This window comes from Erysipelothrix sp. HDW6B (assembly GCF_011301115.1).
Taxonomy (GTDB): Bacteria; Bacillota_I; Bacilli_A; order Erysipelotrichales; family Erysipelotrichaceae; genus Erysipelothrix; species Erysipelothrix anatis.
Genome location: NZ_CP049860.1, coordinates 1,479,634 through 1,495,972, shown reverse-complemented (window position 1 = coordinate 1,495,972; position 16,339 = coordinate 1,479,634). Strand labels below are relative to the sequence as shown.

Sequence of the window (16,339 nt, the reverse complement as noted above, 5' to 3'; positions counted from 1 at the left end):
ATATTCACACATCATGGATTGACGGACTCCGTGCTCAAATATGAGTCGTCTCGTCTTGGAAGTGATGGAGGACTAACGGAAAGGTAGGAATTTAGTTATGTCAGTTGTGACAATGCGCAAATTATTAGAAAGTGGGGTTCATTACGGACATCAAACACGTCGTTGGAACCCAAAAATGAAGCCGTATATCTATGCAGCTAAAAACCGTATTTACATCATTGACTTGAACAAAACTCAAGACAAATTAGATGTAGCATACGCAGCAATGAAAGAAATTGCTGAAAAAAATGGAAAATTATTGATTGTTGGTACTAAAAAACAAGCACAAACAATCGTTGTAGAGGAAGCATTACGTAGTGGTTCATTCTTTATTAACCAACGTTGGTTAGGTGGAACATTAACAAACTTCCGTACAATCCAAAAAAGTATCCGTCGTCTTGTAGAAATCGAAGAGATGGAAGCAAGTGGATCAATCCAAGTTTATACTAAAAAAGAAATTGCTTTATTACTTAAAGAAAAAGACCGTTTAGAAAACTTCTTAGGCGGAATTAAAGAAATGAAGAAACTTCCAGATGCAGTATTCGTTGTTGACCCACTCGAAGATGCAAACGCAGTTGCTGAAGCACGTAAATTAGGAATCCCAGTATTCGGTATCGTTGATACAAACTGTGATCCAGATACAGTTGACTTCGCAATTCCTGGAAATGACGATGCAATTCGTTCAATCCGTACAATTGTTGGTGCTATGGCTGATGCTATGGTTGAACCAAAAGGTGGCGTATTACAAGTTGCATACCAAGACCAAGATCAAGAAGACATTACAATGGAAGATGTTATCGTTAACGTAGAACAACAAGCTGCAGAAAACGATCGCCGTCGTCGTCAACGTATGGACGAACGTCGTAAACGTGATGACCGTCGTCGTCAACAACGTTTTACACCACGTAATGACAACCGTGAAGGTGCTCCACAACAACAACGTGAAGCGCGTACAGAAGAGAAAAAATCAACAGAAAAAAGTGAGGCGTAAACTATGATTACAGCAAGTTTAGTAAAAGAACTTCGTGAACGTACTGGTGCCGGAATGATGGATTGCAAGAAAGCTCTTGAAGCGACAGATGGAAACATCGAAGCTGCAATCGATTGGTTACGTGAAAAAGGTATGGCAAGCGCCGCTAAAAAATCAGGACGTATCGCTGCAGAAGGAACAAGTACAGTTTTATCATCAGGAAATACAGCTGTAATTCTTGAAGTTAACTCAGAAACAGACTTTGTTGCTAAAAACGAACAATTCGTAGAATTAGTTAAAGACTTAGCAGAAGTTTTCCTTGCAAACAAACCTGCAGATTTAGATGCTGCTTTAGCACTAGATCTTAAAGGACAATCAGTAAATGATGCAATCATTTCAGCTACAGCAACAATCGGAGAAAAAATTACACTTCGTCGTGTTGCAGTTGTAGAAAAAGAAGATAACCAAGTATTCGGTGAATACATCCATATGGGTGGTAAAATTTCAGCAGTTACTGTTTTAAACGGTGACAATGCTGAATTAGCACGTGATATTGCAATGCAAGTTGCGTCAATGAGCCCTCAATATGTTTCACAAAAAGAAATCCCAAGCGAAATCGTAGATCACGAAACAGCTATCCAAGTGGAGATCGTTAAAAACGATGCTGAATTAGCTTCAAAACCTGAACAAGTTGTTCAAGGAATTATTAAAGGACGCGTAAGCAAACAAATGCAAGATATCTCATTAGTAGACCAAATCTACTTCAAAGATGGAAAAGCTAAAGTTTCACAAATCCTTAAAGATGCTGGAACTGATGTTGTAACATTTGTACGTTACGCTGTTGGTGAAGGAATCGAAAAACGTGAAGAAGATTTTGCAGCTGAAGTTGCAAAAGCATCACAAGTTAAATAAAAATAAGGACACTCTTTAGTGTCCTTTTTGAAAGGGCGTAAATCTCATGTACAAACGGGTATTATTAAAACTGAGTGGAGAGGCACTTGCATCCGATTCGGGTATTTTCAGTCGTGAAGTTCTCGAAGATGTAGCAGCTCAAATTAAAACAGTTGTTGAAGATGGTATCGAAGTTGCAATCGTCGTTGGCGGTGGAAACTTTGTACGCGGTCGTATGGCCGATGAGTTAGGGATTGATCGTACTCAGGTAGACTCAATGGGGATGCTTGGTACGGTCATCAACGCACTTGCTATTCAAGGTGCACTTGAAGCGCAAGGAGTACCAACTCGTGTTCAAACAGCAATTGATATGATTAAAGTTGCAGAGCCATATATTCCACGTCGTGCAGTGCGTCATCTCGAAAAGGGACGCGTAGTAGTATTTGGGGCAGGTACAGGATCTGCATTCTTCTCTACTGATACAACAGCAGCATTACGAGCATCTGAGATTAAAGCAGATGTCATCCTAATGGCTAAAAATGGCGTTGATGGTGTTTATGATTCAGACCCTCGTGTGAATCCGAATGCCAAACGGTATGAGTCATTATCATACAAAGAGGTGTTACAGCAAGAACTAGCGGTAATGGATTCAACTGCAACATCAATGTGTATGGATAATGATATTGATCTCATAGTGTTTAATATGAATGAAAAAAATAATATAATTAAAGCTGCAAGAGGCGAAGCAACCGCAACACGTGTTGCTAGGGAGGTATAATCATGCAAGCAATTATCACAGATGGTCGCATGTTAATGCAAGATGCGATTGAATCATACGAAGGTCGTTTAGGAACACTTCGTACAGGACGTGCAAACGTATCAATTCTTCACGGAATTATGGTCGATTACTATGGATCACCAACACCAATCGAGCAAATCGCATCATTATCAATCGTTGAAGGACGTCAAATTGTTGTTAAACCTTTTGACCCATCAAGCATGAAAGATATGGAACGCGCAATCAATGAATCAACATTGAACTTACCAGTTCAAAATGATGGATCTGTATTACGTATTAACGTACCTCAACTCACAGAAGATGCACGTCGTGAAGTTTCAAAATCAGTTGGAACATTCGCAGAAGACGCAAAAGTTGTAGTCCGTAATGTTCGTCGTGATTTGAATGATGAAGTAAAAAAAGCAGATGATCTTCCAGAAGATCAAGAACGTGCGTTACTTGAAGATGTTCAAAAGCTAACAGACGAATTCATCAAGAAAATTGATGAAATTGCGAAAGCAAAATCAGCGGAGATTATGTCACTCTAATTATGGAGAGTCTAAAACATGTTGCCATCATCATGGATGGCAACGGCCGTTGGGCTCAAAAACAACGTAAGGAACGTACAGTTGGACACTACTTTGGTAGTGAAAATGTTCGGGAGATTGCCTTAAAAGCGTTGGATTTGGGCATTGAAGCCATAACACTTTATGCATTTTCTACAGAAAATTGGAAACGCCCACAAAAAGAGATTGACTACTTGATGAAGTTACCAGCAGTCTTTTTTGAGCGCTTTCTCAAAGAACTTAACGAAAAAGGGATTCAAATTCGCACAATTGGCGATTTATCAATGATGCCCGAAAAGACTCGAAAAGTAATGGAGAACGCTGTCGAAAAAACAAAAGACAATAAGGCTTTAGTCCTTAATTTTGCACTTAATTATGGATCACGTGATGAAATTGTCCGCGCAACACGTAAAATTATCCAAGACGGACTGACAGAAATTACTGAAGAAGTCTTTGAAAGTTATCTTGATACTGCAACTATGCCGGCAGTTGATCTACTAATACGCACAGGTGGCGATAAACGCCTCTCAAACTATTTATTATGGCAATTAGCTTATGCGGAATTGATTTTTGTTGATGAAGAGTGGCCGCAATTTGGCCCTGAACAATTTGAATCATGCATTGAAGCGTATCATAAACGCCAAAGACGATTTGGAGGACTTTAGTATGAAAGAGCGTTTGATTACAGGAATTGCACTAATTGTTGTTTTCGGAACGGCAATTTTGATGGGTAATCAAGCTCTTTTTTTATTACTGCTTGCAGTAGTTACAATTGGAGCTTATGAAATCTATCGTCTCAAAAAGGACGAGATGAAACCCATAATCTTACCGTTATTAATTGTTTCAACAATTTTAGGTGGGTTGTTAGGACCCGAGTATCTCAGTGTATTTATCATGGGATGGATTATGACCCTATTTCTGCTTACCGTGGTGTTTGACTGGTTTAATTTTAGTCATGTTAATTATATCTTCGTCATGGTAATGATGCTTGTGGCAGCAATCCAAGCCGTTAAAGTGGTGTTATCCTTTAACACGATTACATTCTTGTTCATCTTGTTAGCAACGTATGTAACAGATGCAGTAGCATATTTTGGCGGTCGTCATTTTGGGAAACATAAACTTATTGAACGTATTTCACCAAAGAAAACAATTGAAGGGGCAGTTATTGGATATGTAGCTTCTGCGACAATTGCATTAATCTTTGGCCATATCTTTGTTATTGAGTATGTTCCCGCAATCGTCGTATATTTAAGTGCCATTCTGAATCCAATAATGGGTCAATTTGGTGATTTAGCATTTAGTTTAATTAAGAGATATTTTGATGTTAAAGATTTTGGATATATTTTCCCTGGTCATGGAGGAATCTTAGACCGTGTGGATAGTGTTATCTTTGCGCTCTTTACATTCAATATCCTCTTACAGATTTTTGTCTAGGAGGCTGTCAATATGAGTATCATAATGTCAATTATTTACTTCGCACTCGTTCTAAGTATACTCGTGTTTGTGCATGAGTTAGGACATCTCATTGCCGCAAAAATGTTTGGTGTGTATTGCCAAGAATTTGCTATTGGAATGGGACCAAAAGTGTTTTCAATTAAGAAACCACACTGGGAAACAACTTACAGTATTCGAGCATTGCCGCTTGGTGGATTTGTTTCGATGGCAGGTGAACCGGGTGAGGGTGATATGGGAGTTCCAGTTGAGCGTTCCATGGTCGGAATCGCGCGTTGGAAGCGTCTTATTATCATGCTTGCAGGAATCTTTATGAATCTTGTGTTGGCAGTTGTTGTTTATGCAGGAATGTTTAGTATGAATGGCGTTGTTGAAGTACCAAAACCTATCGTTGCAGCAGTTGTTGATGGTATGCCAGCGGATAAAGCGGGAATGCAGGCAAATGATGTCATGACTGAGATTACGTTTGCAGATGGTAGTGTTGTGCATCCTAAAACATTTGCTGACTTACAAACAGGAATGGCAATGTACAAAGATAAACCAATGACAATCAAACTAGATCGTAACGGTACAACTGAAACAGTCACAGTTACTCCTGAACCATCAAAAGAAAATAAAGATATGTACGTGATTGGAATTCAAGCTCCTGCAGCAACATTACGTAATGTAAATCTTTTTGAGGCTGTACCACTTGCATTTGCGGAAGTAGGAAGTGTTATTGCTCAAATGATTTTTATCCTAAACCGTGTTTTCAGAGGGATAGGACTTGATAGTTTAGGTGGTCCAATTGCAATATTTGGTGCAACGTCTCAAGTAAATACCTATGGTGCTGTTTATTTCTTTAATCTAGTAGCACTTTTATCTGTTAACCTGGCAGTTGTAAACTTGTTACCAATTCCAATTATGGATGGTGGACGTGTTGTTATTACCTTAATTGAAATGATAATTCGCCGACCAATTCCAGAAAAACTGGAAAATGCTCTTATGATTGCAGGTGTAGCGCTTGTATTGATTTTCTTTGTTTATATCTCATTTCAAGATATCATGCGTGTAATTCCAAACTAGACAAAAAAAAGGCGGCAGCCTTTTTTTTCCTATCTATGATATAATGATACAAAAGGAGTAAGTTATGGCTTATACAGTAAATAAAATTGAATCAAAACCACAATGGTTTGCCGTCATGGATTTTACCATACCAGACTTTTCTCGCGACACAGATGTTCGTGCGATGTACTCAATGCGTTCAGAATTGGCGCGTCTGGGTATAGAACTTGCATCACCAGAATATAACTATATGATCGGGTATGACTCTGATGATCGTATCGAAGTTGTGGATGTAAAATTATTTGTAGCTATCGAAGCACCAACAGATAAAGAAACTACACTGACATTCATTGAAAAAAATGATACACGTGAGGTAATTCGTATCGAGACCGATTCATTCGAGGATGTCCATACAGGCCTTGCGGAATGGATGCACGACAATGATTATATTGGCGATGGCGACGTTCGTCGCGTGCTGGTTAAGGATGCAACACGCCTTGTTTTTGATAGCCCAGTTAAAAATTCTGACGAATAGTAAATTGACATTAATTAAAATTTTGACATCAAACACTGTTTGATGTTTTTTAGTGCTCTTTGAAACTTTAGATTTTTCAGTAGGACATCACAATGCTACATCATTCATTTGTTATAATGTTTATAAACAATAATAGGAGGACTAAGTATGGTATTTCCAAAAGGTTTTTTGTGGGGTGGGGCAACTGCTGCCAACCAATGTGAAGGGGGTTATAACAAAGGCGGACGTGGACTTTCAAATGTGGATTTAATCCCTCACGGACCGGAACGCTGGGATGTTGCGATAGGAACACGAAAAATGCTCGAGTTCGAAGAAGGATACTACTATCCTGCAAAACAAGCCATCAATATGTATGAGCATTTTAAAGAGGATATTGCAATGTTTGCGGATATGGGGTTTAAAACATATCGTTTATCCATTGCATGGTCGCGGATCTTCCCCAATGGAGATGAATTGGTTCCCAATGAGGAAGGTCTCAAGTTCTATGAAGACGTGTTTAATGAGTGTCATCGCTATGGTATTGAGCCATTGGTCACAATTACACACTTTGACGTACCGATTTATTTGACCAAACAATACGGTTCGTGGCGTAGTCGCGAAATGATTACATTTTATGAACGTCTTGTACGTGCCCTATTTACAAGATTCAAAGGTCTTGTGACATATTGGCTAACCTTCAATGAAGTCAATATGATTCTTCATGCGCCATTCATGGCTGCAGGTCTCGTAATTGAACCGCATGAGGATGCAAATCAAGTGAAGTATCAAGCAATTCATCACGAGCTTGTAGCAAGTGCACTGGCTACGAAGATTGCGCATGAAATAGATCCTAATAATAAAGTGGGTTGCATGTTAGCTGCAGGGGCGAATTACCCCAACACTCCACATCCGGATGACGTCTTTGAGGCATTGGAACGTGATCGTGAAGGGTATTTCTTCATTGATGTACAATCACGTGGTTATTATCCGTCATATGCATTGAAAAAAATGGAACAACTCGGTGTAACTTTGGATGTGGATCCTGAAGACGTGAAGTTATTGCGTGAACATACGGTTGATTTTATTTCATTCTCCTATTATTCGTCACGTGTTGCGGCCGCAATACCTTCTGACCAAGCATCCACGGATGCGAATGCGTTTGCATCGTTAAGAAATCCATATCTCGAGGTCTCAGAGTGGGGTTGGCAAATTGATCCTAAAGGATTTCGCACAACGATGAATCAGTTGTTTGATCGTTATCAAAAACCGTTATTTGTTGTTGAGAATGGCCTCGGAGCGGTTGATACATTCACAGATTCTAAAGAAATCCATGATACATACCGTATCGATTACCTTCAAGCCCATATTAAGGCAATGCATGATGCGATCCATATTGATGGTGTTGAACTATGGGGTTATACATCATGGGGATGTATTGACCTCGTAAGTGCATCGACAGGAGAAATGTCCAAGCGTTATGGTTACATCCATGTGGATTATGATGACGCTGGAAAAGGGACCGGAAAGCGAACTCCTAAACAATCGTATTATTGGTATAAAGATGTTATTGCATCAAATGGTGCGATGTTCGATAAAGACTGACTTAAACGCAGGTTAATGCCTGCGTTTTTTTTATGCAAAGGTTTTGGTAGATAGCGAAATTTAAGATATTTACACTTCGTTCACATTGTCGATATTGTGAAAAAATACAAAATTATCACAGGATGGGTCAAATAATAACAATCACACATTAAACTAACAATTCACTAATAAGGCGAAGATAATTCAAACTTAGTGACTGTGAACGTAAGTGATAACGATAGAGCCGTTCTAAAGCCTTGAGATAACATGGATTTAATATAAGAGCATGATGGTAATTTGAAAATTAACAATATAAAGATTGTTAGGATTATGTTTTGAACAAGAAGTTCAAAAGAAAAATTCGGTGCCGCATAATGAAAGATATAATTAATATATGTATGTACTATGTCTTTTATAAAGATACATCAGTGAAGTACTATGCACAAAAAAACTATCTTCTACTCTATAGGGGGGTATCGAGGTAGTGTGTCGCAGTTTACCTGTTGACATCAAAAAGGAGGAAATATGTTTAAGTCAAAGAAAAGACTTGGACGCGTTTTTAGTGTCGTAGCATTAGCGTTTGTGCTCACACTGTCTAGCTTAACAGTTAGTGCAGCAACCGAAACCAAACCTAAGACAAATGATGAACTCGTTCAAGCAATTATCAATGACAAAGATACAAAAGTGTCATTGACGAATACTTCAGAGGGGTATAAAGCTGAAGTAACAATGGATTTTCATATTAAAGATGCGGATTGGGTTACCATTCAAAGCCTAACAGATCCTTTGGAGCTGAAGTTTCCAGATTCAATGAAACTCGCACCCAAGCAAGATTTAAAATTCGCGAATACTGATAAAAACTTTAAAGATAACGTGTACCAGTCTTTAGAAGATACCCGCATTAAAACAGAAGACAATACGATAGCAATCGATTTTAAAGAACTAACGCAACGTCCACAAGACTTTAGACTTGTTTACGAACTTGATATTGTTGCAGATAGTGCACTGATTGATGCCATCGATCTCAAGGTCTTTCCGGTAGTTGCACCACTTATCAAAGATACTGTAGCGTTTATTAATAAAGTAGAAGATGAGCGTGTGGCAGCACTTAAAACAGCAGAAGATACAGAATCAGAAGCTGCAACGAATAACACTTCAGAAGTTGGAAATTCGGATACAGATAAGCCAGAAACGGTAAAACCCGATACTGAAACACCAAATGGTGATACTGAAACATCAGAAGAAACCAATGAAACTGTAAAAACACAGGTATCTGGAGATATCAACATTGAACTCGTTGGTAATCCACAAGCACGTGTTAAACATGCAAATAAAGAGATTAATGATTCGTACCCTATCGCGATGACTAACTACTCAGAAACAGCCACTAACTATTCGATTGATTTATTTACCGACGAGAACCCAACACACCTAGGCGTATCCTATGTCGTGAAACTCGATGATCAATCCCTTGCTCTTATCACTGAAGAGAATAAAGCGAATGCCCTAGATTTCCAATATAAGAAAAATGGCGTTCAAGTTCCGTTTAAATATGAATATGCTTTCCCAGAAGTAATCAAATTTTATGATCAAACAGGGGATAGCATCTTAGCAAGTTCGAAACTTTCCGATTACAGCACTTCTTCATTTAAACGTGTTGCTCCAGGAACCAATGAGGGTCCCTTTAAACTAGATGTTGAAGAAATCAAGATTGATTCAAATGTTGAAGGCGCAGCCGTTCAATATAAGTTCCAAGACTTTATTTCAACACAAATTAGCAACTATATTAATGAAGAACTTCAAGCAGGGAAGTCATTGACTGAAATCAAAGCGGCTTTAAAACAAGGTGTCGTTGTAACAGATGATCAATATAAAGTTAACGATTACCAATACCAACAAAATACCAAAGCAAGTTTTGAAAAGCTTAATGTGTATCCGCTTGAAATCAAGAATATCTTAAATTCCCAAAAAGATATTAAGAAAGACCTACCAGTTACACCAGTTGGTGGTGTCGATAACACTCTTGAAGCCAAATCATTTGAACAAGTTCCTAACGGCTTTGAATTGATTTGGGAAGGTGTTGCTAATACTAACCGTAAATCAACATTAAATACTTTAGACTTATCATTTGATGCACCAACCGTTGTAAAAACATCAGGTTTAGCGAATTGGAATATCAAAACAGTCGTCAACGTATCGTACTATGATGTTCTTAATGATGGAACATTGGTTCCTAATACAACTTTAGTGCCAGAACGTATCGAAAAAATTAATGCTGCAACTGATAAAATTGAACCTATTTCAATTGATACACATGGTCAAAATGTCGCAATCAAATATGATGTGACACAGACATTCATCAACAACGATCTCAACCTTGAAATCGAAGGAAATCAAGTGGGTCGTTTGAGTGCCGCTCTGAACAAAAATCAATTTAATAAATCGGTTGAGAATAAAAAAGAGTTCCCACGTTCCATTGTAATTAATGGCGTTAAAGGAGCTGAAGGTGCACCAACAAGCTTACATTGGGATGTTGTCTTCAATAACAACAAATTAATTCGTCAACCAAATGATGGATTCAATTTCTATCTTGATGCAAGTAAAGTTAAAGCATATCGTTTCAATGGATCGGGTGACAGTTATAGTGAAATTAATGTTGCCTACAACCAAATGAAAATTAAAACCACAATCTTTGTTGACGGTAAAGAAATAAGTAAAGATGGCCGTTTCACAGTCGAATGGAATGCTGATTTCACAGAAGCAAAAATTCGATTAAAACCTGGTCTTGCAGAACCACTCAATAAAGAAGTGAAATTCCAATTTAAATACGAAATTGATGTTGTTGAACCGTATGTTGAAGGTAAAGCAATTCGTGATGAATTACTAACATCATCAAAGCTTAAATTTGAAGGAAATGCCAATGTTAAGTCGTTTACCAATGGTATTGAAATTGAACCAACAAAACCTACAGAAGAAGAATTAAAAGCACAACAAGCACTTAACTACCTTGTACTATTAGACAAGCGTCCAGTGATGATTGACTACCGTACAAAGGAAGTAATTTGGGGTGTTGCGATTAATACCGTAACTGCAAATCGTATTGGTTTAGAAGGTTTTACCTATTCAGATACTTTCAAATCCCCAGGTATGTTCTTTGAACCAATGGATGAAAACAACCCAATCTTAATGTTTAAGATTGATCCAACCAAACAACCTCAAACATCACATGGTGAATATTCCAAATTTATTTCAGAAGTTAAGAAAATAATGGATAATGCCGATATCTACTCTGATGAAATTGCAAATGCAATTGTTGGGGCAGGTGGGTTGCTAGGCCAGAAACTTGATGATGAAGCGGAAGATTCAAAAACTTATGGTGACATTGTCAGTTATGTAAATCCAAGTGAAATTGCATACCTCAAAGATGATGCATCGACATTAACCAATGAAAAATTCGCGTTGAGTCAACCTAAAGAATATCCAGGTTATGTCGATAAACTTAAAGGTAAAGTTGTGAATGGTGAACCTGGTGATCCATTTGTTTCGACACCTACAAAATCAGAACTCTTGAAGGGTGTTGATTTGCGCCTTGACTTTATCGATTCCAATAAAGCAATCGGTCCTGCCGGTGGCGAAGATGACAATGCTTACTATATTCTTTATAAAACTAAATTATCTAGTGATACGCCAATGGAAAGTGTTAAAAATGCAGGAGCATTAACATTTGCAACATGGGTCATTGGTGAAGGAAACACAATCAGTTGGACGGGTGGCGACATTGAAGCATCGAAAGATCTTGGTGAAGTTGCGAAGTATAACACCGTTCCTAAAAAAGAAGGAACCGTCAAAGTCATTAACGATGCGGCAACAAACCGTCAACGTCTTGCAGCAAACTGGAATATCACATTTAACTATGATGTTGATACACGACGTGTTGCTGAAGTACCAATGGTTGTCGTTGATACCATCGATAAAAACCGTGACATAGGTGGTTTCACGTTAGGAAATAAACACCTCGTTCCTCAAGAAATTGAAGCAATTACACTCGCAAAATTCGAAGTTGATAAGGATGGAAATCTAAAACCAACGAATGAAACAGTAGAGGTAACTAAAGCATCAGGCGAGCTTACTGTTGATGAAACTGCAGATAAAATTACATATACGATTAAGAAACATCTCGATCCTAAGTACGTATACCGTTTCGAAATTAACACACTCATTGAGAGTCATGAAGCTGTAATTCCAGTTGCAACAGAAGAAGTATCGAATACTGTGGCGACTGGAGAGTTCGAAAACACCGTAACGTATACTCGTGGACACGAACCAAACCAAGTCGATTTACCAGAACCTGGTGTAGCAACAGCTAAAGCAAACTTAGGAAATCGCAATCGTGTTCAAAAAACAGGATCACTTGTCTCGGGTACATATCCGGGATCACGTCAACAAGTTCAATGGACATTGACCTTGAATGAAACGTATGAAAATATGTCAAATATCGTGATTAAGGATACTCTTGAAAGCAAACATACATTCAAATTTATTAAAGACCACAACGACTTGGAACAAAGTGGAACTGGAAATGCAGTCTTAGATCGCTTCTCAATTCAAGAACTTGTCGGATCAAGCTGGAGAACAATTCCAAGTGACAAATATGTTCTAACGAATCCTGATGGAGATGCAAACAAACCATTGGATAACTGGACAACGGGAGAAAGTGGATTCATTCTTCGTTTTACCGAAGCAATGTCTAACCCAATCCGTATTCAATATGCAACCTTTGGTCATGTTGTTGATAACAAAGAAATTCCATTAAAAAACCACGCTGACTTGTCATATACAACAGATGCAGCACAAGCAATTGACCACAAAGTAACAGCCGCAGTTAACTTTAAAGTTAATGACGAAGCTGGTGGTTATGAAGATGAACGTTTTGATATTGGTCTGACAATGCGCTATAACGATAACCAACCAGCCTTAACAACTGACTTGGATAAAGGAGAGCGTATTACTGGAAACAATGTTGAACAATCAATTATTGTACTTTACCGTTACCAAAATAAATTCGTCGAAAACAACCATGTTTACCGTATTGGTCAACCAGACGCAAATGGTTACCTAGAATTCAAGAATATTGAAAAAGGAAACTATATCGTTAAACAATTTAATGTAGCAGATGGTTATTCTGTACCGAACTCATTAGGTTATGTTGAATCTGGACGAAATACTACAAAAGATAAATCTGTAGAAATCAATGCGAGCCAACTTGCATCTGGAAATCTTGTAACACTTGATGTTAAAGATCCAAGTAAACGCATGTTTGACTTCTTTAAAGCAGATCCTGTTGTAACAAAAGTTGATTACGCAATCTACAATACAACACCAGTCTTCGAAGTGAAAACCGATGGAAAACTCGTAACGGCTACAGGAGCAGATGCAACTGAAAAATTGAGCGATATTAATCTAGATATTACCAATGAAGCTAAACAAAAAGCAGCATTTAGAAGTAGTGATCAAGGGACCTTTAAAGTGGGAACAGTTAATCCAGAAGACGATCGAATCGACTTTGGTAAATTTGTAATTACACAACCAACGCAAACCCTAAATGGTTACCTTCGAAATACAGAAACGGTTAACCATACACTGGCACGAAATCCAAATGGTACAGTTGATGCAACAACAATCAATGCAACGTTCAATAACTATAAGACAAGTGCAACGATGAAAGTTGTTCATCGTGGAACCGAAAATCTTATTGCAAATAGTGCTTACACACTTGAGCAGTACGACGGAACAGCATGGGTCCCTTATGAAGCAGCATCTACCGGAAAAGGTGATGCCAATGCATATACACTTACAAATGGAAAACTAACGGTTCACAATCTTGATGCCGGCCGTTACCGTTTCAATCAAACTGCAGTTGGTGATGGATATCTAATTAATCCAGAACCTTTAGAATTCTATGTATACGGTCCAACACAAGAAACAGCAACTGATGCATACGAAGGAAAACCTGAAGTCATGCAACTTACATTCGACAACATTAAAGCGTCTGTAAACTTCTCAAATGTCATTGGTACGGAGACAATCTCTGGATCCACATTTGATATTAAAGATGCAAGCGACACGGTTGTTGATACCTTCACAATTACGGATAAAGATGCAGGTTACACACGCAATCTCGCTCCTGGAACGTATTCATTAGTCCAAACAGGAACAAGTGATAATCGTCCACTTAATGCTTCACCAATGACTTTCGAAATTGAAAGTGATGAAGGAATCTTTGAAGGTGAAACAGAAGCAAGTACCCGTACCATTGTGTTCGAAAACCATCTCGGAAGTTTCGAGTTTGCGACACATACACCATCACTCGCAACATTTGATATTGAGAGCTATGCTCTAGATTACAATGCAACAGCAGTTGCAACACCAAGCCAAGTCAATCTTGGATATGGCAATTACGAAGTGAAAGATGTCCAAATTAACAATGCATGGATTCACGTACCAACCGATTACACATTTGTAGTTCCACAAAGCTATACGGATCCAGCTACCTTGAAACAAACAGTTCATGTTTATGGTACACAAGTAAATATGGATTATGTAAACCGTGATGGGGATGTCTTAACTGATACAACACCGCTTACTGGTGGTACATTCTCCTTAACTGAAGAAACATCAAATACACTTGTTGCAAGCGTTAATGAAAGCAATCCAATCCGCAACATTGGACCTGGAACCTATGCTTTCGCACAAACAAATGCGCCACAAGGTTATGGACTCAACACCGCAATTCTTGCGAACATCGTTGTACCACAAACCTTAAGTCAAAATGATGTTGTGATCGATACAGTTAACCACACAATTGAAAACTATAACTTAGAACCAATTACTTACTACAACTATCGTGGAAAAGTTGTGTTAACGAAAACCTCAGCAGAAACAAATTCTCCGCTTGCAGGTGTCGTTTTCAATCTCTATCACGAAGGTGTAAAACTTGATGGTGAGTATGTTACAGATACTGATGGTAAAATTACGATTGACCGTCTAGCACCAGGTAACTACTACTTTGAAGAGATTAAAGGGGATGGCAATCACATTGCGAACGCAAGTAAAACACCATTTACGATTGCAGCTTCCAATGAAAATGCTTATGCACCACAAACAGTAGCAGTTTCTAACTACTACGCTGATGTCGTGTTTAAGAATACAAACCCAGACCATGATGTTATCTATACGGATGGTACATTCACACTCTTATCAAATGAAAATGGTACATGGACACCCGTTAATGGTTTCATTGACTTTAAAGTTACACCACAGACAGATACGTTCAAAATCTTTGGTGTCAAAGCAGGTTCATACAAACTCGTACAAACAAAAGCACCGACACATACTGTCCGCAATACATTTGAATACTTGTTTGATATTCCAGACTATACACCTGAAGAAATAGAGGGTCGCTTGACATTAGAACTTGATGATTACATTAACTATCAAGCAACATTAAAAGTTGATCTTATCGATCCAAACGGTGCGTTTACGAATAACGTTGATGCAACATTTAACGATGCGTCAGGCCGTAAAGATCCAATGCTCCAAGTAGGTTCAGTCCTCACACGCACTGGATTGGGATCAGGAAACTATAGCATCACAACAAATAAAGCCGATCAAGCAATTGTTGTTGATGAAACATTAGATGTTGTAGTTCCAGAATCTGCATTGAACGACGAAGGCTTAGCACTTACTAAAACACTTCGCGTTACTTATGCTCGAAACACATTGAAACTCGTTGATGGTCGTACCTCAAATGCTTTAGGCTCAGGTATCTTCACAATTAACGATGTTGAATACAAAGTAAGCACAGCGGGTGTTATCAAACTTGATGCACTCACACCAGGAACATACTCATATGTTCAAACACAAGCAGCTGATGGCTATGTATTAAATACACTTAACCAAGGTAGCTTTGAGGTTTTCGGTAAATTGAGTGACTTTGAACCACAATTTGTAAACCGTGAAGGTTTCCCATATGTTGACCTTCAAACAACTACATTCAATAATTACCGCGTTAATGTCATTATTAATAAGGTTGATGATAAAGATCGCCCACTTCAAGGTGTTGAATTTACATTAACTCATGACGCAGACAACACTGTAGTAACTACAAACGCACAAGGTCAAGCAATAATTAATGACCGTGCTCCTGGAGCTTATGTATTGAAAGAAACAAAAGCACTTCCAGGCTATGAGGGAATTACGGATGCTCGTGAATTCATTATTGAATCTGAGTACGCTGGCGAACCTCAAGATATTATCTTTAAAGTAACAAATAAAGAAATTATTGATCCTGTTAAACCAGTTGACCCAACCTTACCTTCAACAGGTATGGCTGCAAGTACACCATGGTTTGCATTCGGAATCGTCGCACTTGGTGGCATCTTCATTGTCGCTTCGCGTCGTCGTAAGCATCAATAGCATTTAAAGACTCCTTCTTAGGAGTCTTT

10 protein-coding genes are annotated in these 16,339 nt (G+C 38.4%); all 10 read left to right on the top strand.

Features of this window, described 5'->3' with window-relative positions:
• Positions 1 to 97 precede the first annotated feature (97 nt).
• Positions 98 to 1,030 (top strand): 30S ribosomal protein S2, encoded by a 933-nt coding sequence (rpsB, locus tag G7061_RS07305; RefSeq protein WP_159641596.1) that lies wholly within the window; start codon positions 98 to 100, stop codon positions 1,028 to 1,030.
• 3 nt (positions 1,031 to 1,033) lie between these two features.
• Entirely contained in the window at positions 1,034 to 1,921 is an 888-nt protein-coding gene (tsf, locus tag G7061_RS07300) for a translation elongation factor Ts (protein WP_159637825.1), read from the top strand.
• Between the two features lie 46 nt (positions 1,922 to 1,967).
• Positions 1,968 to 2,678 (top strand): UMP kinase, encoded by a 711-nt coding sequence (gene pyrH / locus G7061_RS07295; protein WP_159637824.1) that lies wholly within the window; start codon positions 1,968 to 1,970, stop codon positions 2,676 to 2,678.
• A 2-nt stretch (positions 2,679 to 2,680) separates the two neighbouring features.
• On the top strand, positions 2,681 to 3,226 hold the full coding sequence (gene frr, locus G7061_RS07290; RefSeq protein ID WP_159637823.1) for a ribosome recycling factor: 546 nt from the start codon (positions 2,681 to 2,683) through the stop codon (positions 3,224 to 3,226).
• 2 nt (positions 3,227 to 3,228) lie between these two features.
• The gene (locus G7061_RS07285; protein WP_159637822.1) at positions 3,229 to 3,909 is read left to right on the top strand and encodes an isoprenyl transferase; all 681 of its coding nucleotides are present in this window, start codon (positions 3,229 to 3,231) and stop codon (positions 3,907 to 3,909) included.
• A gap of 1 nt (position 3,910) precedes the next feature.
• Positions 3,911 to 4,678 carry a phosphatidate cytidylyltransferase gene (locus tag G7061_RS07280; protein ID WP_166120189.1) on the top strand — a complete coding sequence of 256 codons (768 nt, stop codon included), beginning with the start codon at positions 3,911 to 3,913 and terminating at the stop codon, positions 4,676 to 4,678.
• Between the two features lie 12 nt (positions 4,679 to 4,690).
• Entirely contained in the window at positions 4,691 to 5,761 is a 1,071-nt protein-coding gene (locus G7061_RS07275) for an RIP metalloprotease (protein ID WP_159641598.1), read from the top strand.
• Between the two features lie 64 nt (positions 5,762 to 5,825).
• On the top strand, positions 5,826 to 6,275 hold the full coding sequence (locus G7061_RS07270; RefSeq protein ID WP_159637819.1) for a hypothetical protein: 450 nt from the start codon (positions 5,826 to 5,828) through the stop codon (positions 6,273 to 6,275).
• A gap of 147 nt (positions 6,276 to 6,422) precedes the next feature.
• Positions 6,423 to 7,856: a 6-phospho-beta-glucosidase gene (locus G7061_RS07265; protein ID WP_166120184.1), complete on the top strand. Its 1,434-nt coding sequence runs from the start codon at positions 6,423 to 6,425 to the stop codon at positions 7,854 to 7,856.
• Between the two features lie 504 nt (positions 7,857 to 8,360).
• Positions 8,361 to 16,310: an LPXTG cell wall anchor domain-containing protein gene (locus G7061_RS07260; protein WP_166120181.1), complete on the top strand. Its 7,950-nt coding sequence runs from the start codon at positions 8,361 to 8,363 to the stop codon at positions 16,308 to 16,310.
• Positions 16,311 to 16,339 lie beyond the last annotated feature (29 nt).